We start from the raw sequence: 22,744 nt of genomic DNA, 5'->3' as shown, positions 1-22,744 counted from the left end.
GACACCGTCAGCCGCGCAAGCGTGCCTCGATGGTCTCGACGAGGCCGGCGATGACGCCGTCGGGCGAGGGGCTGTAATGGGGGACGGCCCATCGCGTGATCCGGGCGTCGATGAGGGAGGGCCTGCCGGAGGCGAGCGCTTCACGGAACGCCTTCTCGAACTCCTCCAGCGTCTCGACTCGGTGGCCCTCGGCGCCGCATGCCTGCGCGTACGCGGCGAAGTCGGGGTTCTGGAACTCGACGAGCCCCGTCTCCCCGTAGGTGACGAGCTGGAACAGTTTGATCAGCTTGAATTCCTGGTCGTCGAAGATGATCCAGATGACGGGGATGTCGTTCTCGACGGCGGTCATCAGCTCGAAACCGGACAACGAGTAGCACCCGTCACCGCACCCGACGACGACGGTCCGCTCCGGATGTGCGAGCTTCATGCCGATGGCGCCGTTGACATGGCCGGCCATCGGGCCGAAGGAACCGACCTTGCGGAAGTTCTGCCCCTCCTCCAGCTCGACGTAGTAGCTCAGCCAGGCGAGATGTGCTCCCGCGTCGGCGAGCAGAACACCTCCTGGGGGCAGCATCCTGCCGATCGTCTGGGCCAGCTCACCCGGGTGGATCTTTCCGGTCAGGTGCGTGATGTGACGGGCTTCGTAGTCCCGGCCGTCGACCTCGGCCGCCGGGACGTCGCCGACCCGTCCGTCGAGTGCCTCGTGGAGGGCGGCCACCCCGAGGCGGGCGTCGGAGAGCAGCGCGTAGTCGGGCCGGTAGGCCTTGCGGAACTCGGTCTCCGAGATGTTCACATGGACGAGCACCTTGTTCTCGAAGAGGTCTTCGCGGTAGTTGAAGGTGGCGTGCTGATTGAGGGAGTTGCCGACGCACAGCACGACGTCGGCCTCGCGGAACGCCTTCCACGCGCTGGCGTGGCCGCTGTCCGCGAAGACGCCCACCGAGAGCGGGTGCCCCTCGGAGACGATGCCCTTGCCGTCCAGTGTGGTGAGCAGGGGGATCTGGAACCGTTCGATGAAGCGGCGGACCTCCGCTCCCGCTCCGCTGCGGATCGCGCCGAACCCGACGAGCGCCACGATGCGCTTGCGCCGTGCGAGGGCGTCGGCCAGCATCGAGGCGATCTCCTCCACACGGGCCGGATCCGGGACGACCGGGGCCACTTGGAGCCGGATGTGCCGGAAGTCCGTCACCTCGACACCGCGGTGGGTGAGGTCCTCGGGCACGTGGATGTGCACCGGCCCGGGCCTTCCCTCGAAGGCGATGTTGACGGCTTCCTCGAGCACGTCACACGTGTCGGCGGCATCGGTGAGCAAGAAGGACTTCTTCGTCGTGGCGGCGAACATGGCCCGGGAGTCGGGCGTCCCGTTCAGGCCCGAGGTCTCGTTGAGGGAGCCCCAGCCCTGCCATGCCCTGGAGGCGTATCCCGAGACCGCGAGGACGGGGTAGGAGTCGGACATCGCCACGGCCAGACCGGAGAACAGGTTGAACGCGCCCGGCCCGGCCGTCGCGAAGCAGAATCCCAGTTCGTTCGTGTACATCGCGTGGCCGCACGCCATGAAGGACGCGGCCTGTTCATGCCGTGTGATGACCGGCCTGATCTGCTGAGAGTGCTTGAGCGCGAGCATCAGGCCGGCGGCGTTCTCTCCGGCACCGCCGAAAGCGGCCCGTACTCCGATGTCTTCCAGGCCCTTGACCATGGCCTCGTAAACCCTCATCGCCGTTCCCTCGTCCGCTCCCCCGCATTTGTTGTCGGACTGCGGTATCGACGCGGCACGTGGTGCGGCCGTGTCGGCGCAGTCACCCATGACGGAGCGCCTCGAGCGTCCCCGGATGCCGGGAATGACGCCTCGGGCGAGGAGCTGTGGTCGGTGTGGCCCACTGTGGCGGGAAGAAGCCTTCGCACGCGCCGGACAACTCTGCCGTGCGGGCTTCCGGAACCAGTTTGCCAGTACTCGACACATCGCGCTCCCGCACGTGCGGTGGGCCGTAGGAGTGGCGGGGCGGGCGTCACCGCTCACGGCGCCCGCAGGACCGGTGCGGCTGTTCCCTGCCCGGGCTCGAAGCGGACGCCACCCGTCTGCGTTGTTCCGCGTGCCGAGGCCACGCCTGTGGGTCAGGGTTGCCGTGTGTAACCCAGGTGCCCGCGGACCCGGTCCCGGGCAGCCGTGCAGCGTCACCGCGTCGTCCGCCGGCAACGCATCCGGACAGCGGGGCGCGCCCAGGCGAAGAGGCACACATGGCCGAGATCAGGCAGTACGAGCACTACGTGGGCGGCAACCCGGAGGCGGAACGACTCGTCTTCGAGCGGCTCGCCCGTGAGCTCATGCGGGTCCAGCTCAAGTCCAGGAAGCGCAGTGGCGCCGCCGACCTCGCGCGTACGTTCCACGCCAAGGCCGTTCTGGGCGTCGAGAACGCCCGTCTGACCTTCGCCCGCGACCTGCCCCCCGACCTGCGGACCGGCTTCGCCCAACCCGGTGCCCGGTACCCCGTCACCGTGCGGCTCTCCAATGCGAACGGCGCCCGCCAGCCCGACCACGCCCCCGATCTGCGGGGAGCCGCCCTGCGCATCGCGGCAGGAGCCGACGAGGCACACGACCTGCTGATGACGAGCCATCCGGTCTCGCACGCGCGCAACGCACGCGAGTTCGTCGAATTCGCGAAAGCCATGGCGGGCGCCGACTCGACACCGCGCAAGGCCCTCGCGCTGTTCGTCACCCTGCCGCTCGCGGTGGGATGGTCCACGGCCGCGCGCATGCGGCGCAACGTGCGTGCGGGTACGAGCCGTACGGTGCGCAGCCTGGCGCTGGAGACGTACTGGAGCCGCGGCGCCATCCTGTGGGGTGACGCCGGTCCGGTGCGCTATCAGCTGGGCCCCGCGGACGGCGCTCCGCCGGCCCCCGCCCCCTCCGGCACCGACCCCGATTTCCTGCAGCACGAACTCGCTCGTCGGCTGAAGGAGGCGGACGTCGTCTTCGAGCTGTACGTGCAGCGCTACGTGGATGCCCGCCGGACGCCCGTCGAAGACGGCGCGGCCGAGTGGAAGGTGGAGGACACGCCTCTGGTGCGGGTGGCAACGCTGACCGTCCCGCGCCATGACATCGGCTCCGCCGAGGCTCGCGCCGCAGCTGCACGGGTTGACGAGCTCGCCTTCAACCCGTGGAACACGACGGAGGAGTTCCGGCCCCTCGGAAACCTCAACCGTGCGCGCAAGGTCGCCTACGAAGCGAGCAGCGCCCACCGCCTGGGCCTCCGGTTCGCCGCCGTCGAGCCCCGGCGCAACACCGTACTGGGCGTGCCGTTGCGCGCCGCCTTCCGCGGCCTCAACCGGTTCGTCCCCTGGCACCGGCTGCCCACGAGCCTCGGTCTGCTGAACCTCCTGGCCTTTCGGCAGAAGCTGCGCCAGGACAACCTGGTCGACACCGAGATCCGCGAGGCTCCGCCCCGGACCCAGCCCGTACCCGATCCCATCGACGAAGACATGCGGCTCGCGCGGAGCTACGACGGCACCTACAACGACCTGTCCGCACCGAGGATGGGCGCTGTCGGGTCCGCCTTCGGCCGCAACCTCGCGCCGGTCTACCAGCCGGAGCTGTTCGACGTACCGAACCCGGTCACCGTCAGCCGGGAGCTGCTGCACCGCGACGTCTTCATCCCCGCACGCTCCCTCAACGTCCTGGCCGCCGCCTGGATCCAGTTCCAGGTGCACGACTGGGTCAACCACAAGCGCTACCCCACCGGCACGAAGAGCGTCGAGGTGCCGCTCCCTCCCGGTGTCACGTGGAAGAACACGCCGGGCGGACGTCCCGAGGGCGTCATGCGCTTCGCCGAGAACGAGGGGCTGCACCCGGCCGACGGCAACGGGCCGCCGACGCTGTTCGCCAACGCGGCGTCCCACTGGTGGGACGGCTCCGAAATCTACGGTGGCGACGAGGACACCGGAAGGTCGCTGCGCGAGCCGGGCGGCGGTGCGGCGCTGCGTCTGGAGGACGGCCACCTGCCGGCCGGGCCGGGCGGCCTCCCGCTCACCGGGTTCGCGGAGAGCTGGTGGTACGGCCTCAGCGCCTTGCAGACCCTCTTCGCCCGCGAGCACAACGCCGTGTGCGAGGCGCTGCGGCAGGAGTACCCGAAGCTGACCGAGGACCGCGTCTACCACACGGCGCGACTGATCGTCTCGGCTCTCATCGCGAAGATCCACACCGTGGAGTGGACCCCCGCGATCCTCGCCACCGAAGTGATCGACGTCGGTCTGAAGACCAACTGGCAGGGTCCGCCGAACAAGTGGCTCGAGCAGCTGGGACTGTGGCTCTTCGAGGCGCATTCACTGACCGGCATCCCCGAGACCCTGCCGGACCACCATGCCGCTCCGTACTCGCTCACCGAGGACTTCGTCACCGTCTACCGCATGCACCCGCTGCTCCCCGACGACTTCGAGATCATGGACCACCGGCTCGGCGGGAGGCTGGACACCCTCGGCTTCAACGACGTGCAGGGCCCGGCCGCGGAGGCGCTCATCCGCTCCACCGGGCTGGCCAATTCCCTGTACTCACTCGGCATCGCTCATCCCGGCGCGATCACCCTGCACAACTATCCCCACGCCCTGCGGGCGTTCGAGCGGGACGGGGAGATCATCGATCTGTCCGTGGTCGACCTGGCACGCACCCGGCGCCGCGGTGTGCCGCGCTACAACGACTTCCGGGCCGGTCTGCACAAGCCGCGCGTGCGGCGGTTCGAGGACGTGTCCAGCGACGCGGAGACGGTCGCACGCCTGAAGGAGGTCTACCGCGATGTCGATCGGATCGACACCATGGTGGGCCTTTTCGCCGAGAACCCGCCGCAGGGCTTCGGCTTCAGCGACACCGCCTTCCGCATCTTCATCCTGATGGCGACCCGCCGTTTGCAGAGCGACCGCTTCCTCACGATCGACTTCAGGCCCGAGGTGTACACCCCCTTGGGCATCGACTGGATCGAGCGCAACGGCATGGCCGGCGTGGTGGTGCGGCACTGCCCCGAACTGGCGGCCCTCCTGCCGCGCACGGCCACCCCGTTCGCGCCCTGGCGCCCGGCTACGGCGAAGAAGGGTGAGGGCGGTCGCGGTTGAGGACTGCTCGTCCTCCCGCCGCAGAGCCATCGGCAGTGGCTCGCCGAGCACACCGACGGACCCGCCGGCTTCCACCGGCGGGTCCGTCGGCTCCCGGGCGGCCGTGCCGCAGCCGGTGTCAGATCGTGAACGGCTTCTGCCTGAGGAAGCCGTCCGCCGGGCTGCCCGTCGTGTAGAAGTTCGGGCTCTGGATGGCGGGCATGCGCTTTTGGATGTCGCGGTGGAAGGTGCGGTAGTCGCCCTGGAAGGCGCCCTTCCCCCACACCTTGAGAAGGTTCGCGGTGAACAGTCCGTTCACGTCTCCGTCGGACGCCACCTGGTTGTCCTGGCAGGCGCCGATGAGCACGGCGCCGGGCGCCGTGCTGTGGCCGTCTTCGTTCTTGAGCTCGCGTTGGAGGCCCTCGTAGAACGCCCGGTCCCGGGCGAAGATCTCCTGCTGCTTGAGCAGCGGCATCAGCCGGGACGCCGCCTCCACCTGGCCCGGGTCGCGGGTCTGGAACTGCGACTCCAGTGCCTCCGGGGTGAGCAGCCCCTGGAGGGACTCGATGGCGCTGCCGCTGTGGCAGCAGTCGAGCAGGGCGAAGATCCTGACTCCCTCCTCGAACCGCCGGAACTCCCTGTACAACTCGTCGTCGATGAACTGGCGGTCGAAGAACACCAGCGTTTCGTCCAGCCGGTCGGGCTCGTCGTCCGATCCGACGTTGTCCATCTGGCCGCCGTGGCCCGAGTAGGTGAAGAGCAGGATGTCCCCGTTCTTGAGCCGTCCGGCCGCCTTGCGCAGTTCCCCGGTGATGTTCTCCACCGTGCCGTCGTCGGTCAGGATCACGGTGTCGTCGAACCCGCCGGCGCGGGCCACCGCCGCCATGTCGCGGGCGTCGTTCTCGCAGGCCAGGAGCTTGCCGTCCCAGCCGTCATACGCGGCGGGATCGACCTTGTTCAGACCGATGTGGAGGGACAGGCCAGTGGGCACGGGTACTCCTCGGGGGCGTGGCGGGCAGGTGGGGTCGACAGCATGGGTTCCGCGGAGGACGCCGCCTGAACCGGGGTGTGGGGGACGCCGCCCGATCGGGCCTGCCGGGGGGAGCCGCTTTCGGGTGACCCGTGACATCGGACCGTAAACGATCACTTGCGCACGGTATTGCTACGATATGAACGCAATCGACACACCGCCGGACCGGGCTGCGGGCGCCGAAGCACCGCAGGGCTCCCTCGCCGATCGCACCGGCTACGACGAGTCCTTCCTCGGCGCCGTCGTCCCGCTCCCCCTCCCGACCGCGGCCGGGATCAAGACCGTGGTCCTGCCGTACACCCACTTCACCGTCGTCCTGCGCCCCGATCGCAGGCTGGCCGCCTCCACCGCCGTCTGCATCGACGGCGAGCGGCTCATGGAGGACGTGCCCCGTGACGACGCCTGGGTGTTCGACCCCCGCGTACCGGAGGCCCAGCAGGCCGGCAACGACATCTACCGCGACAACTCCCTCGACCGGGGGCACCTGGTCCGCCGCCTGGACCCGGTCTGGGGTGTCGCGGGCGAGGCCCACCGCGCGAACGCGGACACCTTCCACTTCACCAACGCGGCCCCGCAGCAGGACGTCTTCAACCAGGGCAAGGAGCTGTGGCAGGGGCTGGAGAACCATCTGCTGGACCACGCGGCCCGGTTCGACCGCAAGCTGTCCGTCTTCACCGGTCCCGTCCTGCACGAATCCGACCCGCCCTACCGGGGCATCCAGGTGCCGCTGCGGTTCTGGAAGGTGGCCGCCTTCGTCCAGGGCGGCCGGCTGGCCTCGACCGGGTACATCCTCGACCAGAGCCCGGACCTCAGCCGGGACCGCGAGCGGGCGATGGCGGGGGCCGGGCCCGGCGATCCGCCGCCGCTCGGCCCGTTCCGCACGTTCCAGGTGCCGGTCGCCGACATCGTCGAGCTCACCGGCCTCGGCTTCGGCCCGCTGCCGGCCGCCGACCTCATGCCCGTCACCCGCGCACCCGCGGACCGCTGGAAGCGTCTGGAGAGCTTCGAAGACGTGGTCCTGGGCGACTGAGATGGGCGACGCCACCGTCGTCTACATCCACGGCAACGGGAACAAGGTCCGCAAGGAACTGCTCAAGTCCCAGTGGGACGAGGCGCTGTTCGGCACGGACATGGGCGCGGCGTCGCGGATGGCCTACTGGGCGCCGGTCCGGTACGCCGCCCCCCTGCCCGACGACGGGCCGGACCCCCTGTCCGACGGCCCGCCGCCCGTCCGGGAGTTCCCGGACGGGCGGGTGCCACGGACCCCGGAGGAGTTCATCGAGCACACGCTCCGCGAGGCGCGCCGGAAGGCAGGTCCCGGGCCCGGGAGACCGTCGGCCCGGGCCGGGGACGAAAAACTGGCGCACTGGCTGGCGAAGATGACGTACTCGGCGGAGACCCTCGGCCGGGCCGAGGACGCGGTGCCCGCACCGGCCTCGTCGGACCCCGCCAAGGCACTTCCTCTCCCCCAGTTCCTGCGCACGCGCCTCTTCGAGCGGCTCGTGAAGGCCACCTTCGAGGACGTGTACGCGTACTTCTTCGGCGGAGTCGGCGAGGCGATGCGCGAGGTGGTCCGCGGCGAGCTGGCCGGTGTCGGCGACGGGCCGCTCGTCGTGCTGGGGCACAGCCTCGGCACGGTCATCGCCTACGAAGTGCTCCGCGAGGAGCGACGGGACGTCAGCCTGCTCGTCAGCGCGGGAGCTCCTCTCGGCATCACCGAGGTCCAGGACCTGCTCGCGCTCCCGACGGAGGTCCCGGCGGGTGTGGCGGCCTGGTGCAATGTCTCCGACCTGCGGGACCTGGTCGCCCTCGACCACTGGCTGCGGCCCGAGTACGGACCACCCGGCCTCGTCACGGACCATCTGGTCACGAACGACAGCGACAACCATCACGGCATCGCCCCGTACCTGCGCAGTGCGCCCGTCCGGAAGGAGGTGGGCGCGCTGTTCGACCGCGTTGCGACGGACCGGGCCGAGTGAAACCATTGCAGGTATCAGGCAGTCCGTCTCCCACGCCGCTCCGGCGGCCTGTGCAGGTGCGGTATGTCTCCCAAGGACACCGAATGGGGACTCGTCACCGAAATGGTGCGAGACTACGTCTTCGATACCGGCGAACCGCGACCCAAGCTGGTCCAGCACGGGTTCTCGCCCGAGTTCGTGAGCAGAATCCCATTCAATTACGTGAGCAACGACAATTCGGTCGCCCTGGTCGAGGCAGTGCGGAACAGCGGCATCGAAGTCCAACTCCTGCTGCTCAGCATGCTCGCTCAGGACGGCAGGCTCAGCTCCCTCCCGGTCGGGAATGAGGCCATGCGACTGAAGCGCGAGCTGGAGGAGGCCGCGCGGCTGCACCTCTCGACCCAGGACTTCTTCCTCAGCAGTGTTCTCGGCAACGGCGCTGACATGTTCATCGACCGGGTGGACTTCAGGAAGCGGCTCCGCGAATTCTTCGAGAATCCCGACAAGACGGTTCTGGTGGTGGACGGAGAGCCGGACAGCGGGCGCTCCTACAGCTACAAACTGATCCGGCACATAGGCGAGCACTGCAATTTCCGCCCGGTGCGGGTGACGCTGAACCGGACGTCCACCGCCGAGCAGGTCGTCCAGCGGCTCACCGAGTCCGTCGCGGACCCGCAGGCGAACCCACCGGCCCTCTCGAACACGGTTCTCTCACCGTTGAATTCGACACAATTGAACGATCCACTACCCGAGATCGATGCGGCGGTGCACCGCGTCGTCAGGCAGGCCACGACCGCGTCCGGGCCGTACTGGCTGGTGCTGGACGACTGCGACAAGCTCGACGTCAATTCGGATGTCTGGGACTGCATCGGAAAGCTGGCCCTGACCATCTACAACCAGAGGCCGGAGCCGCCGGACGTACCGCCCCGGCTGGTTCTGCTCGGGTACTCGCCGACGATGCGCCAGCTCCCGTACGAGATCCGCAAGAACGAGGTCCGGGACACCGCCCGGATGTTCGGCCCCGACGATCTGCGGGAGTTTTTCCGGCAGTTCTTCACGGAGTCCTCGAAGCTGCCGGACACGCAGCGGATCGCCGGCCTCGTGGAGACGACCGTCCCCGCCGTCCTCCAGGCGGGTGAGGCCTCCGGACCGGACAGCTACATGCGCAGGGTCTGCACGGCGGCGGCGGAGTCGGTCCGCCTCTACGGCGGGCTCGCGCCCGGCGAGGACTTCGGTGCGCGCCTGAGCGAGCGGCTGCTCGCCGCGGTGGCCGCCCCCGGCCTCGCAGACCTCTCGGACCTGCACAGGGCCTACCGGGAGGCGGCGTCCCTGCTGAGCCGCTTCGACCCGGCGCGGCTGAAGCTGCCCGGCGAGAAGAAGCCCTCCGGGGCGGCCGGCGTGGAGCTGCTGCGCGACTGCCGGGCCGTCGGCACGCGCGACACCTTCACCTGGGTGCTCAAGCCGGGGGCTCGCGACACGGCGCTGCACGGCTTCGCCGGTCCGGATGCGGCCCGCCTCGCTCTGCTGGCCAATCTGGAGCAGTTCCCTCCCGGCCCGGGCCCGGAACACATCGCGCTGGCCTACCTCGACGGCACGCCCCCGGACCTCGCCCACCAGAGCCTGGACGAGCTGCCGCACACGCTGCAGGCGGTGTTGTGGCTCGCGCAGATTCCGGGCATCACCGGTATCCCCCCGAGTGGAGAGGTCCAGCAGCTACTGGACCGGGCGCGGCTGATGCAGCCCATCGAACGACTCGCACGCAGCGCCTTCCACGGGCGCGCCCAGGAACTCTCCCGGCTGCGCGCCTACATCGGACTGCCCACGCCGTTGCAGGACGAGTTCACCCGGGCGGTCGGCAGTGGCACGAAACGGCCGGTGCTGATCCACGGGATGAGCGGCGTCGGCAAGAGCACGCTGCTCACGACGTTCCTCCGGGACAGCCTGCGCGACTTCCCGACCCCGTTCCCCTTCGCCTACGTCGACTTCGCACGGCCCACCCTCTCGGTCCACGAACCGGCCACCCTGATCGCGGAGATGGCCCGGCAGCTCAGCGTCCAGTTCCCCGACCACCACGCCGATTTCGATACCCTGGCGCGTGCGTGCGAGGAGACCGTCGGCCTCCACCGGGCCGAAGAGGACACGGTCGACGAGCTCTACGAACTCGCCACCACCCGGGCGACGATGGCGCGGCTCTCCCAGTCGGGCGTGCACGCCCTGTCCGCCGCGCGCGAGGGCATGCTGGCGGCCCGGCTCGCGACGCTCGTCGTCCAGGCGGTGGGAGTACCCGCGGCCGAGCAGCCACCCCTCGTGCTCGTGATCGACTCCTTCGAGGAGGCCATGTACCGCGGCTCCCCGGAGCTCGGCCGCATGTGGGGCATCTGGTCGGCACTCCAGAAGGTGCACCCTCGGCTGCGGACCGTCGTCGCCGGGCGGCTGCTGAAGCAGCATCCGGCCCGGCTGGTGGAGCCCCTGCCCATCGAGCTGACCGACCTCGACCCGGAAGCCTCCAGGGCCCTGCTGGCCTCCTGCGGGGTGAGCGACGAACGGCTCGCGGAGAAGCTCGCCGAACGCGTGGGCGGGAATCCCCTGAGCCTGAGACTGGCGGCTCGGGCGGCCGGCCAGGAGGGCGACCGGGCCGAGTCGCTGAACGAACTGATCGAGAGCCTGCCCCGGCGCCGCCGGCACTTCTTCCACAAGGTCGACCAGATGCTCGTCCAGGGGATCCTGTACGAGCGGATCCTGAGCCGCATCGGTGAGGAGGACGTGCGCACCCTGGCCCAGGCCGGAATGGCTCTGCGGACCATCACCCCCGGACTGATCCGGGAGGTCCTCGCGGAGCCGTGCGGACTGACGGTCGACTCCGACCCGGAGGCGGAGCGCCTCTTCGGGCTGTACTCCCGGCTGTACCAGGTGGAATCCGCGGGTCCGGGGAGTGTGCGGCACCGGGCCGATCTGCGGGCCATCATGCTGCGGCTGGCCGACCGCGCCCGTCCGGACATGATGCGGACGGTCGGGCAGCGGGCCGTCCTGTACTACGCGGCACGCGAAGGTCTGGAATCGCGGGCGGAGGAGATCTACCACCGGCTGCGGTTGAACGAGAGCCCGCGCGAGGTGGAGCTGCGCTGGCTGCCCGGTGTCGAGCGGTTCCTCGCCGGGGCCGACCAGGACATGGCGGGACGGTCCGCCGCGTACCTCGCCGGGCGCGTCGGCGGCCACACCCCCGACGAGGTGATGGCGAGGGCGGACCAGGAGGACTGGGAGCGCATCGCCGCCCGCGAGGTGGAGGACCTGCTCTCGCAGGGGTACACCGACGCGGCCGCGGCCCGGCTCGAGGAGCGGCGCCCGTGGACCTCGGGCAGCCCGTTGCACCCGCTGTGGGTCGAGACCCTGGACCGGCTCGGCCGTCGTACCGAAGCCCGGGCAGCCGCCGACGCGGCCGTGGCCCGCGCCGAGGAGGACGGCTTCCCCGGACTGCAGCTGGAGCTGCTGCTCCTCTCGGCGCGGCTGGCCGAGGCGGAGGGCGACCTCACCGAGGCCTACGACGACCTCGCCGAGGCCGAGGAGGCCGCGACGGGCCTGGGCAAGGACTTCGAGGCACTGGGCGCCCTGCTGACCCGTGCACAGCTGGCGCCGGGCACCGAGGACAACGATCAGGAGGTCGGGAGCAGGCTCGCCGAACGACTGCGGCAGCTGCCCGACGCGGAGCTCGTACGGCAGCCCGCCCTGGTGCGTGCCGCGGTCGCCGAGGTCTCACGCGACCACCCGGGGATCCTGGAGCACGCGTTGGACGTCCTGGGCCTGCCCGAGACCGAGGACGGGGTCCTGGACGTGCTCGGCGAATCGATCGCCCGCGTGGTGGCCGTGCGGCCCGAGCTGCGGACCTCGCTGTGCCGCCTTCTGCAGGACTCCGCCGGCCCGCCCGACCCGAGGTCCACGACCGGGCCCACCCACCAGGGAGTGCAGGGCCTGCTGCGCAAGGCGCGCCGGCTCGGGACGCTCAACCTGCTCGCCAGGCGCCTCCTGTCTCTCGACGACCGGAGCGGCGAGCTCGTCGCGGGCGTGGCGGCCGTGATGGGCGCCGGTGCCGTCGCCCCCGGCCGGGCCGTACCGACAGGCCCGCGGCCGGTCGCGTCGGAGCCGGGCGAGGCGGACCCCTCAGCAGAGGGCCCAGCCGAAGGGAACGGCCACAGAGCGGCCTGACCGACCATGAGCGACACGTATCTCTCCCAGGACGACGTGAGACTGCTGCGGGACACAGCGGTGGAGACAGAGCTCGCGGACCCGGGACGGCGGAGTCTGCTGTTCGCGGGCATCCTCCCGAAGTACCGCGGCTCGCTGCCGGTCCTCGCCGCGCCCGGCCAGCAGATCCACTCGGACCTCAACGAGATGAACCGGGTGGAGCGGCTGATCGACGGCACCGTGCCCCTGGCCATCTGGCTCCGCAACGCCACTGACCAACTCACCGACGCCGCCGCCCGCGACGTGTTCCTCAAGGCACTCGACCGAGTGACGCGCGACGCGGCCGGTGAGCCCGATGTGGCACCGGACGTCCCCACCGGGGAGACCAAGGAAGAGATCGTCTTCCAGGACGACACGGTGCCCTTCGACTTCCTGAGCGGCGGAGCGCTGGCGGGGTCCTCGGTCGCCCGTATCAAGGTGCTGCCCTACCAGGGAGGCGCCCTGCTCCAGCCGGTGGCGCTGCCCCACAACGGCACGGGCTGGCTCATCACCGGCGACCTGCTCGTCACCAACCACCACGTGGTCAACGCCCGCAAGCGCACCAACGGCCAGCAGCAGGTGGTGGACCCGGCGGACCTGCAGCTCCAGGCCCAGGGATCACGTTCCCGGTTCGACTACCTGAGCGAGGACGACGCGGACGTCGAGGAGCAGCAGGCGAGCGAGCTCGTGGCCTGGGACGAAGAGCTCGACTACGCCGTACTGCGCCTGGCCGGGGCGCCGGTCAGGCCCTTCCTCCGTGTCGCCACCGCTCCGCTGACCGTGGCCAAGGACATGCCGGTGGCGCTCAACATCATTCAGCACCCGGGTGGAGAGCCGAAGCGGATCGCGCTGCGCAACAACCTCGCCTTCGAAGCAGACGAGCGGGACGTGCGCTACTTCACCGACACCCGGGGCGGCTCCTCCGGCTCGCCGGTGCTGACGGACGACTGGACGGTGGTTGCCCTGCACCGAGGCACGCGCCGCGTCACGGACGTCAGTTTCCAGGGCAAGAGCACGGCGTTCGTGAACGTCGGAACGCAACTGAGCGCCATCATGCAGCACCTGCGGGAGCACAGCCCCAAGATCCACGACGAGATCGCTGCGGCCCAGTCACGCTGACGCCACGGCCACGACCACGGGAGGTGTGAGATGCGCGCTGGATCACCGGTGGCGACCGGGCCCGAGCAGGTCTTCCAGGAGGACCTGCTGGAAGTGGCCGCACGCGTGCGCAAGGGGCTGGACGCTGAGATCCTCGAGTCCGCCGAGGACCTTCCGCGCGAGGAGGAGGCTGCCGCGCAGATCGGCCGCGCCGCCCTGGAGGAGCGGGCCAGGGTGCTGGAGGCCGGGGTGCGCGGGCTGGAGAAGCTCGCCGCGGGCCGCGCCGGCGATGTCGATGAGGACGAGTACTTCGGGGTGGAGGCGATCGTCCTGCTCGAAGGCCGCCCGGCGATCCTGGTCCAGGGTCAGGACTTCGTCTCCCAGCCGGGCGACTGGGCCCTGCTGGACGGACAGCGGCCGAGCATCCGGAAGTCGATCGAGCGGGTCGGCCGGGTGGAGGTCTCCGGGCACGCGGAACTGGACTGGCTGGGCACGGGCTTCCTGGTCTCGCCTTTCGCCGTGATGACCAACCGCCACGTCGCGGCCGAGTTCAGCCGGGCGGACGGCAACGGCGGGTTCACCTTCCGCCAGGGCATGGGTGCGCGCATCGACACCGCTGAGGAACTCGGCACGCCCGCCACAGACGGATCGTTCGAGTTCGAGGTCACCGAGATCATCGGCATCCACCGCGACGTCGACATGGCACTGCTCAGAGTGTCCCCGCGGGCCGACGGCGGCGGGCCGCTGCCGGCGCCGCTGCCGGTCGCGGCCGACGCTCCGCCGGACCTGCCGGGCCGGCCCGTGTACGTGGTCGGCTATCCGGCGGCGGACGGCCGCCGCAACGAGCCGGAGGCCATGAAACGCATCTTCATGGACATCTACAACGTGAAGCGGCTCCAGCCGGGCACGGCGACGGCGCTGGTCCCGGACGGGCCCGGGTTCACGATGACGCACGACTGTTCCACGCTCGGCGGCAACAGCGGATCCCCGGTCTTCGACCTGGCCGACCACCGGGTGCTCGGCCTGCACTTCGGCGGCCGGTTCAGGTCGGGCAACTTCGCCGTGCCGCTGTTCCAGCTGACGGACGACCCACTGCTGGAGCGTGCGGAAGTCAACTGGGTGTAGGGCGTCCGGAGTCCGACCGCCCACCTCGGCCCGGCCCGCGGTGCCTTTGCCGAAGGCCGGCCGGAAGCCCCTCCGGGCCCCGGTCGCATCATCGCTGCACCGGCTCAACCGTTGGTCCCTTTATTCAGGAGGTGCACCATGAGCAGGACCTCACGACTCGACTGCATCATCCCCCCGTACCTTCTCGAGAAGCTCTTGGAGAGCGAGGACAGTGAGGTGCGCCGAGCCGCCTTGGACACCATGCTGACCACTGCGCGTCTGCGGGGTGAGCGAGCGGTCCGGTCGTCCTTCACCGGTGCGGCTGCCCCCGACAACGGCCGGCGTACCGTCTTCGACTGCGAGCAGGGGAGCCTGCTCCGCGCCGCCGTCCTGGCCAGGCCGGAAGACGGACCGGCGTCCGTGGACGAGCCCGTCAACCAGGCGTTCGACGGACTCGGTCTGACGCGCGATTTCTACAGGGAAGTGTTCCAGCGCAATTCGATCGACGGCCGGGGGATGCGCCTGGACGGGTACGTTCACTTCGGCAGGAAGTACAACAACGCGTTCTGGGACGGGCGGCAGATGGTCTTCGGCGACGGGGACGGAAAGCTGTTCGGCAACCTCACCGGATCCCTCGACGTGATCGCCCACGAGCTGACGCACGGAGTGACCGAGCACACCTCGGGATTCGAATACCACAATCAGTCCGGGGCGCTGAACGAGTCGGTCTCGGATGTCTTCGGGTCGCTGGTCAAGCAGTGGTCGCTCAAGCAGTCGGCCGAGGAGGCGGACTGGCTCATCGGGGCTGATGTGTGGACCCCGGGAATCGATGCCGACGCCCTGCGATCGATGAAGGCTCCGGGTCACGCATACAACAATGCGCTGTTCGGCAGGGACCCCCAGCCCGACCGTATGAGCAAGTTCATGCACCTGCCTGACACGGAGCAGGGCGACAACGGCGGAGTGCACATCAACTCCGGCATTCCGAACAAGGCGTTCTTCCTGACGGCTGTCGGCATCGGCGGATTCTCATGGGAGGCTGCCGGGCTCATCTGGTACGAATCGCTCAAGGCATCCGGCGTCGAGGCCCAGTTCCAGGATTTCGCCCGCACCACATTCCACAAGGCCGGGGAACTGTTCGGCGTCGGAAGCGCCGAACAGTCGGCCGTGCTGGCGGCGTGGCAGGAGGTGGAAGTCCCTGTCCCGGGCGTCCCGACCGGACTCGTCCGGGCACGGAGCACTGCGTCCAACGGGCACGGCGGCGCGGGACGACAGGACGACCTGGCAGCCCTGACCAGGCAAATCGGGGAACTGAACGCCAAAATGACAAGGCTTGCCAAGGATGTGAACGCGCTGACCGGCCATGACTCCGATCTGGCGCGCCCGCGGCCCTGACGCATCCCGTACGGCGTCCGCTCTCTGCAGCGGACGCCGTGGACGGGACCGCGGTCGTGCGTGCGTCATGACGCTCTGGCCCGCTGGGTGACCACGATGCACGCGAGGATGACGGCGGCGGTGACGGGGGCGGCCGGGCCGAGGGGCTCGCCGAGCAGGAGCACGGCCCAGACGAGCGTCAGCAGCGGCTGGGCCAGCTGGAGCTGACTCGCTCGCGGTACCCCGATCCGGCCCATGCCCTGGTACCAGAGGACGAAGGCACCGAACTGCGAGACACCGGCGATGTACGCCATGCCGAGCACGGCCTTCGCCGTGAGGTGCACCGGCTCATGCGGGAACGCCCAGGCGGACACGGCCAGATTGACGGGTGCGGCGAGCACGACGCCCCAGGCGATGACGCGCCATCCCGGCATGTGCGCCGACAGCCGTCCCCCTTCGGCATAGCCCGCCGCGCAGACGAGGAGGGCTCCGAAGAGGAAGAGGTCCGCGATCGTCGGCCGCCCTTGGTTCCGGGACAGCGTGAAGGCGATGACGGCGAGCGCACCGGTCCCGGCCGCGGCCCAGAACGTCCTCGAGGGGCGACGTCCTGTGCGGAGCGCGGAGATCGTCGCCGTCGCCATCGGCAGCACGCCGATGACGATCGCCGAATGAGCCGTGGACGACGTCTGCAGGGCGAGTGTGGTGAGCAGCGGAAACCCGACCCCGCATCCGCCGGCGACGATGACGAGTGCGGGCCGGTCGGCTCGTGCGGGGACCGGCGCCCGCGTCCACAGGAGAGCCGCCGCCGCGATGACGGCGGCTATGACCCCGCGGACTCCCGTGGCGCTCCAGGGGCCGAACCCGTCGAGCGCCCAGACCGTTCCCGGGAAGCTGAAGGAGAAGCTCGCGACGCCGAGTGCGGCGAGCAGCGTTCCGTTCGAGAGTGGCGAAACGCGCGGTAACGCGATCGCACTGCGCTGTGCATCCATTGTTCCAATATCAGTTCGAATGACCGGACGGATTGATGTCGCTCAGCTCATGGCGAGGTCCACGATGCGCTCGATCAGCTCGCCGTACGTCCATCCGGCTCCGGATGCCGCGAGCGGCAGCAGGCTCGTTGCCGTCAGGCCCGGGAGTGCGTTGACCTCCAGGCACATCGGCTCACCCGCGGCATCGCAGCGGAAGTCGGTGCGCGAGTAGGCGTGGGCGCCGAAGCCCAGGGCCTCGTGCGCTCGCAGGGCCAGCTCCTGCAGCCGCGCAGCGAAGTCCGCCGGGATCCGGGCCGGGCACACCTCGCTCACCCCTTCGGTCTGGTACTTGGCCGTGTAGTCGAACAGCGGCGAACTCAGCTCGATCTCGACGACGGGGAGCGCCCGGTCCCCTACCACCGCAACGGTGAACTCCCGGCCCGGCAGGTACGGCTCCACCAGGAGCTCGACCCCGCCGGAGCCGGTCTCGGCGGCAACCCGCTCCAGTTCCGCGAGGGAGTCGACCCGGTGTACCGACACGCTCGACCCGTCCGCGACGGGCTTGGTCACCACCGGGCCGGCAGCCAGAAGCCGCCGCACGGCCTGCGGTACCCCTTCGATGCCGGGCTGCCACTGGGCGCGCTCGGCCACGGGCAGCCCCGCGGCGCCCAGCGCCGCCTGCCCCCGGCCCTTGTGCCAGGCCGCCGTGCACGCCGTGCTGTCGGCGCCGGTGAAGCGGATGCCTTCCTCACGGAGACGTTCCTGCAGGAGCCCGTCCTCGCCCCAACCGCCGTGCAGGGCGAGGAACACGAGATCGGCGTCACGCAGGAGGCCGAGGACCGGTCCTGCGGTCAGAGCGCCTTCCATGCGCTGCTGCAGCAGCAGCCTGCCGAGGCCCGAGGGCGGCTCCTTTCCGACCGCGAACTCGTCCACCACGTCACCGAAGTGCAGCGGCCCTGCCAGGACCGGCGTCTCGGCGGCCGGGTCGACCAGCACCACCTCGTGGCCGCGCTCCAGCAGAGCCCGCGCGACGGCGCCTCCCGAGGCGAGCGAGACGTCTCGTTCCGAGCTCTCTCCACCACACAGGATCACGATCCGCATGCCCGGCTTGTGCGCCACTCCTGCAGCCTTTCGTCCACGCCACCGGGCCGCAGCCCGGTCGGTCACGTGCAATTCAGAGGGATTGTTGTGTTCGGCCTTCACTTGAGCCGCTCGGCCAGGGCCTGTGCGAAGCGCAGCGCGCCGCCTTCGCTGAAGGTGAGGTTGAGAGAGGGCTCGCACAGTTCCATTTCCAGCACCATGGGAGTGCCGTCCGCCGCGCGGACGAGGTCGACCCGGCCGCAGACCAGGGGGCGGTCGAGGCCCAGGTGCGCCACCGAGGCGGCCAGTGCGGCTGCGGCAACCGCGCGTTCGTCCTGGTCGGCGGCACGCGCCTGGCGGAAGTCGAGCGTCGGCACGTGCACCGTGCCGTCCTGCATGAGCATGGCGCCCTTGTGGATGGCATGGCTGTAGACGCCGTCGAAGAACGTCAGGTCGGTTTCGCCGTGCCGGTCCACGGACTCCACATAGGGCTGGAGGATGACGTGGCTGCCGTTGGCGTGCAGCCGGACGATGTGGCGGGCGGCCTCGTCCTCCAGCGACCTGGCGTAGCGCTGGACGTCCTTCGAGTAGCAGCCGTCGGTCGGCTTGATGACGAATTCACCGGCCTGCGGGTGGGCGGCGAGGAAGTTGCGCACCGCCGGCAGGGCTGCTGCGCCCGGCTCGACGATCGTGGTCGCAATGACCGGTACCCCGTGCGCGGCGAGATCTGCCAGGTAGCGCTTGTCGAGGGCCCAGCGCACCAGCGGCATGGGAGTGATGAGTCGTGTCACGCCCGATATGCGCTCGCAGAAGGCAAGGAATTCGGCCTTCCGTTCCGCCCACGTCCAGGGGGAGCGGAACACGACGGCTTCGAAACGCGACCAGTCGACGGTCTCGTCCTCCCAGGAGCACACCTCGGTGGTGATGCCGACCGTTTCGCAGGCCTCCAGCAAGGGGGGCATGTCGTAGTCGATGGGAAGGCTGACGACGTCGGTGACCAAGGCAAGGGTGCCCATGAGGCTCGTCCAATACTGGGGAAGGTGGGTTTCGTCGGCTGTCGGAGGGGGCGGGGCTGCGCGCCTACCAGGGGACGGTGTTCCCCATGTGCACGTAGCTGCCGGTGGGGCCGTCGTCATCGAGGAGAGCCATACCGACGCTCGTTGCCGCACCCTCGGGGATTTCCAGGTCGCCGGCGCCTTCGTTCATGTCCGTCCTGGTGTATCCGGGATGAACGGCGTTCACCTTGATCGTCGTCTCACGCAGTTCGTAGGCGAGGTGGACGGTCCAGGAGTTCAGCGCGCTCTTGGACGCGCTGTACGCCGGCAGCGACTTGAACATGGGGCTGTAGGCGTACGATCCGGGGTCGCTGTGCGTGGTGAGGGAGGCGAGCAGGCTGGAGACGTTGACGATGCGGCCCGCTGCCGACTTCCGTATCAGTGGCAGGAAGGCGGTGGTCGCCTCGACGACACCGAACAGATTGGTGTCGAACGTCTCGCGCCACTGGCGCAGCGGCTGCTCGGACGGCTGCCTGCCGTACTCCTCGATACGGATTCCCGCGTTGTTGACCAGAATGTCGAGGTGGCCGAGCCTGGCCTCCAGCTCGGCAGCTGCGCCGGCGATGCTGCCCGTGCTGGTGATGTCCAGCGCCAGGGGTTCGACGTTCAGGCCGGCGCTCCGCAAGGCGGTCGCCGCTTCGACGACCGCGTCGGGCTTGCGTCCGCTGAGGACCACCCGGACGCCCTTCTCGGCGAGCTGACGTGCAATTTCAAGGCCGATGCCACGATTCGCACCGGTGACGAGGGCGATTTTGGGGGACTGCCCGGACAAGTCGGACTCTCCATCTCAGGAAGTACGGAAGATTACGGACCCGCGCAGGGGTCCGTGTCAGGAAACGATCGCCAGGAACTTGGCCACCGGCGGACCGAAGCGGTCGAGGTCGACGAGGAAGGCGTCGTGGCCGGCCGGGGACTCCACCGCGAGGAACTCGACATCGGCACCGCCGGAAGCGAGCCCCTCGGCGATCTCCAGCTGCTGCTGCACCGGGAACAGGAGGTCGGTCTGCGAGCCCATCACCAGTGCCTTCTCGATGCGCATCCGCGACAGCGCCTCGTCGGCGGTTCCTCCGTGGGAGTCACCGAGATCGAACTGGTCCATGGAGTGGCTGAGGTAGAGGTAGCTGTTGGGATCGAAGCAGTCCGAGAAGCGCTGGGCGTGGAATTCCAGGTAGCTCTCGACCTCGAATTCCAGGCCGAAGGCTCCCTCCTGTGCCCGGCGCTGCGCGCTCACTCGGGTCCGGCCGAATCTGCTCTCCCATTCCTGGGCCGAGCGATAGGTCATCATGCCCAGCTTGCGGGCGGTGAGCATGCCCCGCCGGGGGTAGTTCTCCTCGTCGTAGCGTCCTCGCCGCCACTGCGGATCGGACCGGATCGCCTCGCGCTGCAGCGAGCGGACCGCGATCGAGAACGGCAGCGAGTGCACCGCTCCGGAGAGACTGATGTGGGTGCGCGCCAGCCCGGGGTGCCGGGAGAGCAGGGCGAGCGCACTCATACCGCCCATGGATGCGCCCACCACGCAGGCCAGGCGGGTGATGCCGAGCGCACGTACGGTGTGCGCCGCGGCGTCGGCGATGTCCTCGATCGAGAGCTCCGGAAAGGCGAGGCGGTAGGGCTCGCCGGTGCGCGGATCGATCGAGGCCGGGCCGGTGGAACCCTTGCAGCTGCCCAGGGAATTGACGCAGATCACGTGCCAGAGATCAGTGTCGACGGGCAGTCCGGGGCCCACCATGGCCTCCCACCAGCCGGGGGTGGGATCCTCCGCGTGCGAGGCCGCGTGAGCGTCGGGTGAGAGGCCCGTGAGAAGGAGGATGCCGTTGTCGCGCGCCGCGTTGAGCCGGCCGAACGTCTCGTAGGCGATGCGTGCCCCTTGCAGCGTGCCGCCGCGTTTCATCGAGAAGCCGGCAGGCAGGTCGACGTAGCGGGAGGCCGGTGGGATGAATTCCCTCATGCGCCTGCTCCCGTCGTGCTAGTTGGCGGAACCGGCGTCGAGGGAGGCCAGCCATGCGTCGTCCGATCCTTCGTTCACGCCGTCGAACAGGAAGGTCGACAGGTAACGCTCGCCGGTGTCCGGCAGCATGGCGAGCAGGACCGTGCCCTCGGGTGCGTCCTGGGCGACGCGGAGCGCCGTCGCCAGTGTGGCGCCGGCGGAGATTCCCGCGAATATGCCCTCCTCGGCGGCGAGGCGGCGGGCGGTGTCGCGCGCCACGACCTCGTCCACGGTCACCAGGTCGTCGATGACGCTCCGGTCGAGCACGCTGGGCACGAAGTTGGGGGCCAGGCCCTGGATCTGGTGCGTGCTCCATTCCTTTCCGGCGAGTACGGCCGCGTTGCTCGGTTCGAGAGCGACGACGCGCACGTCGGGGCGGGCGACCTTCAGCATCTGGCCGACGCCGGTCAGGGTGCCCGTGGTACCGAATCCGGTGACGAAGTAGTCCAGGCGCCTTCCGGCGAAGTCACCGAGGATCTCCGAGGCCGTCGTCTCCCGGTGGTATGCGGGGTTCGCCGGGTTGTCGAACTGCCGGGCACGGAACCAGCCGTGCTTCTCCGCCAGTTCGTCCGCTCTCCGGTTGCCTCCCTCGCTGCCCTCGGAGCCCGGGAAGAGGATCACCTTTCCGCCGTAGGCGCGGATCAGCTTGCGCCGCTCGACGGAATAGGTGTCGCCCATGACGGCCACGAACCGGTAGCCGCGGGCCGCGGCCACCATCGCCAGGGCGATGCCGACGTTTCCGGAGGTGCATTCGGCGATCGTGTCGCCGGGCTTCAGCAGCCCCTTCGCCTCGGCGTCCAGGATGGCCGAGAGCGCGAGGCGGTCCTTGACCGAGCCACCCGGGTTGAAGGACTCCACCTTCACGTAGACGCTGGTGTGCTCCGGAGCCATCCGGTGCAGCTTGACGATGGGCGTGCGGCCGATGGTGTCGAGGATGCTGTCATACAGAGGCATGGGGGAAATTTCCTTCGTACGCGAATGTGGCGGGGCCGGTCATGAGGATTTCCGCCGTGTCGTCCGGCCAGCTGATGTGGAGCTCGCCGCCGGGGAGGACGACCGCGACGCTGCGGTCGACGCGGCCTCGCCGCATCAGCACCGCCGCTGCGGCACACGCGCCGCTTCCGCAGGCGAGGGTCTCGCCCGCGCCGTACTCGTGGACGCGCAGGCGTATGCGGTCGCGGGATTCCACTTCGGCGAAGCCCACGTTGACCGTGGGCAGGAAGAGGCCCGATTCCTGGACGGCCCGTCCCGTCCGGGCGACGGGGGCCGTGGCCGTGTCCTCGACCTCGATCACCGCATGCGGATTGCCCATGGAGACGGCGGCGAACCGCGCGTGCACCCCGCCGCCCAGGTCGGCCTCGTACAGGTCCTGTGCGCCGTCGAAACCGAACAGCGGAATGCTCTCGGGCGTGAACTGCGGTACCGCGAGCGCGATCCGGTAGGAATGTGCGTCCATCACGTCGACCGCGTGGCTGCCGCTCGGGCTGTCGAGGGTGAAGCGGGGGCCCTTCGTCAGACCTGCGCGGACGACCCAGGCGGCGACGCACCGTGCGCCGTTGCCGCACTGCTGTGAACGCGAGCCGTCAGCGGTCCAGATGTCGAAGGAGGCGACGGCCTCCGCACTGCGCGGTCCTTTGATGCCGAGGATCAGGTCGCAGCCGACGCCCGTGTGGCGGTCGGCCAGCGCGCGGCACAGCTCCGGCGAGGGATCCTCCGCGTCGCGCAGGTCGAGCACCACGAAGTCGTTTCCGGCGCCGTGCATCTTGCTGAAGGGGAGTGTGGACGGCGTGCTCACC

The 22,744-nt window shown here is 69.7% G+C and carries 16 protein-coding genes; 7 read left to right on the top strand and 9 right to left on the bottom strand.

Annotated features, from left to right (window positions below; genetic code table 11):
* Positions 1–7: 7 nt before the first annotated feature.
* Positions 8–1,714 (bottom strand): thiamine pyrophosphate-binding protein, encoded by a 1,707-nt coding sequence (locus tag OG753_RS34635; protein ID WP_405791348.1) that lies wholly within the window; start codon positions 1,712–1,714, stop codon positions 8–10.
* A gap of 521 nt (positions 1,715–2,235) precedes the next feature.
* Here OG753_RS34635 and OG753_RS34630 point away from each other — a divergent pair.
* Positions 2,236–5,097: a peroxidase family protein gene (locus tag OG753_RS34630; RefSeq protein WP_405791347.1), complete on the top strand. Its 2,862-nt coding sequence runs from the start codon at positions 2,236–2,238 to the stop codon at positions 5,095–5,097.
* Between the two features lie 118 nt (positions 5,098–5,215).
* Here the strand turns inward: OG753_RS34630 and OG753_RS34625 are convergent, their stop codons facing one another.
* Positions 5,216–6,067, bottom strand: coding sequence for a caspase domain-containing protein (locus OG753_RS34625; protein WP_405791346.1), 852 nt, complete (start codon positions 6,065–6,067; stop codon positions 5,216–5,218).
* A 178-nt stretch (positions 6,068–6,245) separates the two neighbouring features.
* Here OG753_RS34625 and OG753_RS34620 point away from each other — a divergent pair, with 178 nt between their 5' ends.
* The 6 genes from OG753_RS34620 (at position 6,246) to OG753_RS34595 (ending at position 15,879) form a co-directional block, all read left to right on the top strand.
* A complete protein-coding gene (locus OG753_RS34620; RefSeq protein ID WP_405791345.1) occupies positions 6,246–7,136 on the top strand; it encodes a DNA/RNA non-specific endonuclease in 891 nt (296 codons plus the stop codon).
* 1 nt (position 7,137) lies between these two features.
* Complete coding sequence (locus tag OG753_RS34615) at positions 7,138–8,085, top strand: hypothetical protein (protein ID WP_405791344.1); 948 nt, start codon at positions 7,138–7,140, stop codon at positions 8,083–8,085.
* Between the two features lie 201 nt (positions 8,086–8,286).
* Complete coding sequence (locus OG753_RS34610) at positions 8,287–12,264, top strand: AAA family ATPase (RefSeq protein ID WP_405791343.1); 3,978 nt, start codon at positions 8,287–8,289, stop codon at positions 12,262–12,264.
* A gap of 6 nt (positions 12,265–12,270) precedes the next feature.
* Complete coding sequence (locus OG753_RS34605) at positions 12,271–13,401, top strand: trypsin-like peptidase domain-containing protein (protein WP_327265595.1); 1,131 nt, start codon at positions 12,271–12,273, stop codon at positions 13,399–13,401.
* A gap of 30 nt (positions 13,402–13,431) precedes the next feature.
* Entirely contained in the window at positions 13,432–14,505 is a 1,074-nt protein-coding gene (locus OG753_RS34600) for a serine protease (protein ID WP_327265594.1), read from the top strand.
* A gap of 240 nt (positions 14,506–14,745) precedes the next feature.
* Positions 14,746–15,879, top strand: coding sequence for a M4 family metallopeptidase (locus OG753_RS34595; RefSeq protein ID WP_327267002.1), 1,134 nt, complete (start codon positions 14,746–14,748; stop codon positions 15,877–15,879).
* Positions 15,880–15,944: 65 nt separating this feature from the next.
* Here OG753_RS34595 and OG753_RS34590 read toward each other — a convergent pair whose 3' ends face one another.
* The 7 genes from OG753_RS34590 to dapF all read right to left on the bottom strand — a co-directional run bounded on the left by OG753_RS34590 (position 15,945) and on the right by dapF (position 22,743).
* A complete protein-coding gene (locus tag OG753_RS34590) occupies positions 15,945–16,847 on the bottom strand; it encodes a DMT family transporter (RefSeq protein WP_405791342.1) in 903 nt (300 codons plus the stop codon).
* A gap of 42 nt (positions 16,848–16,889) precedes the next feature.
* Positions 16,890–17,945, bottom strand: coding sequence for a D-alanine--D-alanine ligase (locus OG753_RS34585; RefSeq protein ID WP_327265592.1), 1,056 nt, complete (start codon positions 17,943–17,945; stop codon positions 16,890–16,892).
* Positions 17,946–18,025: 80 nt separating this feature from the next.
* The gene (locus OG753_RS34580) at positions 18,026–18,922 is read right to left on the bottom strand and encodes a hypothetical protein (RefSeq protein WP_327265591.1); all 897 of its coding nucleotides are present in this window, start codon (positions 18,920–18,922) and stop codon (positions 18,026–18,028) included.
* Between the two features lie 64 nt (positions 18,923–18,986).
* A complete protein-coding gene (locus OG753_RS34575) occupies positions 18,987–19,733 on the bottom strand; it encodes an SDR family oxidoreductase (protein ID WP_405791341.1) in 747 nt (248 codons plus the stop codon).
* A gap of 57 nt (positions 19,734–19,790) precedes the next feature.
* On the bottom strand, positions 19,791–20,909 hold the full coding sequence (locus tag OG753_RS34570; protein WP_327265589.1) for a homoserine O-acetyltransferase: 1,119 nt from the start codon (positions 20,907–20,909) through the stop codon (positions 19,791–19,793).
* A gap of 18 nt (positions 20,910–20,927) precedes the next feature.
* Complete coding sequence (gene cysK, locus OG753_RS34565) at positions 20,928–21,902, bottom strand: cysteine synthase A (RefSeq protein WP_327265588.1); 975 nt, start codon at positions 21,900–21,902, stop codon at positions 20,928–20,930.
* Entirely contained in the window at positions 21,889–22,743 is an 855-nt protein-coding gene (gene dapF, locus OG753_RS34560) for a diaminopimelate epimerase (RefSeq protein WP_327265587.1), read from the bottom strand. The genes cysK and dapF overlap by 14 nt, the downstream gene beginning before the upstream one ends.
* Position 22,744: the final 1 nt, after the last annotated feature.

The sequence above is a fragment of the Streptomyces sp. NBC_00029 genome (assembly GCF_045160505.1).
Lineage (GTDB): Bacteria > Actinomycetota > Actinomycetes > Streptomycetales > Streptomycetaceae > Streptomyces.
This window is presented reverse-complemented; position numbering and strand designations above follow the sequence as displayed.

Excerpts from the sequence above, each read along its gene's own strand:
- OG753_RS34580 (WP_327265591.1), bottom strand. The coding sequence starts at position 18,922 with ATGGGCACCCTTGCCTTGGTCACCGACGTCGTCAGCCTTCCCATCGAC.
- OG753_RS34615 (WP_405791344.1), top strand. The coding sequence starts at position 7,138 with ATGGGCGACGCCACCGTCGTCTACATCCACGGCAACGGGAACAAGGTC.
- OG753_RS34630 (WP_405791347.1), top strand. The coding sequence starts at position 2,236 with ATGGCCGAGATCAGGCAGTACGAGCACTACGTGGGCGGCAACCCGGAG.
- OG753_RS34620 (WP_405791345.1), top strand. The coding sequence starts at position 6,246 with ATGAACGCAATCGACACACCGCCGGACCGGGCTGCGGGCGCCGAAGCA.
- OG753_RS34595 (WP_327267002.1), top strand. The coding sequence starts at position 14,746 with ATGCTGACCACTGCGCGTCTGCGGGGTGAGCGAGCGGTCCGGTCGTCC.
- cysK (WP_327265588.1), bottom strand. The coding sequence starts at position 21,902 with ATGCCTCTGTATGACAGCATCCTCGACACCATCGGCCGCACGCCCATC.
- OG753_RS34590 (WP_405791342.1), bottom strand. The coding sequence starts at position 16,847 with ATGGATGCACAGCGCAGTGCGATCGCGTTACCGCGCGTTTCGCCACTC.
- OG753_RS34605 (WP_327265595.1), top strand. The coding sequence starts at position 12,271 with ATGAGCGACACGTATCTCTCCCAGGACGACGTGAGACTGCTGCGGGAC.
- OG753_RS34635 (WP_405791348.1), bottom strand. The coding sequence starts at position 1,714 with ATGAGGGTTTACGAGGCCATGGTCAAGGGCCTGGAAGACATCGGAGTA.
- OG753_RS34570 (WP_327265589.1), bottom strand. The coding sequence starts at position 20,909 with ATGAGGGAATTCATCCCACCGGCCTCCCGCTACGTCGACCTGCCTGCC.
- OG753_RS34600 (WP_327265594.1), top strand. The coding sequence starts at position 13,432 with ATGCGCGCTGGATCACCGGTGGCGACCGGGCCCGAGCAGGTCTTCCAG.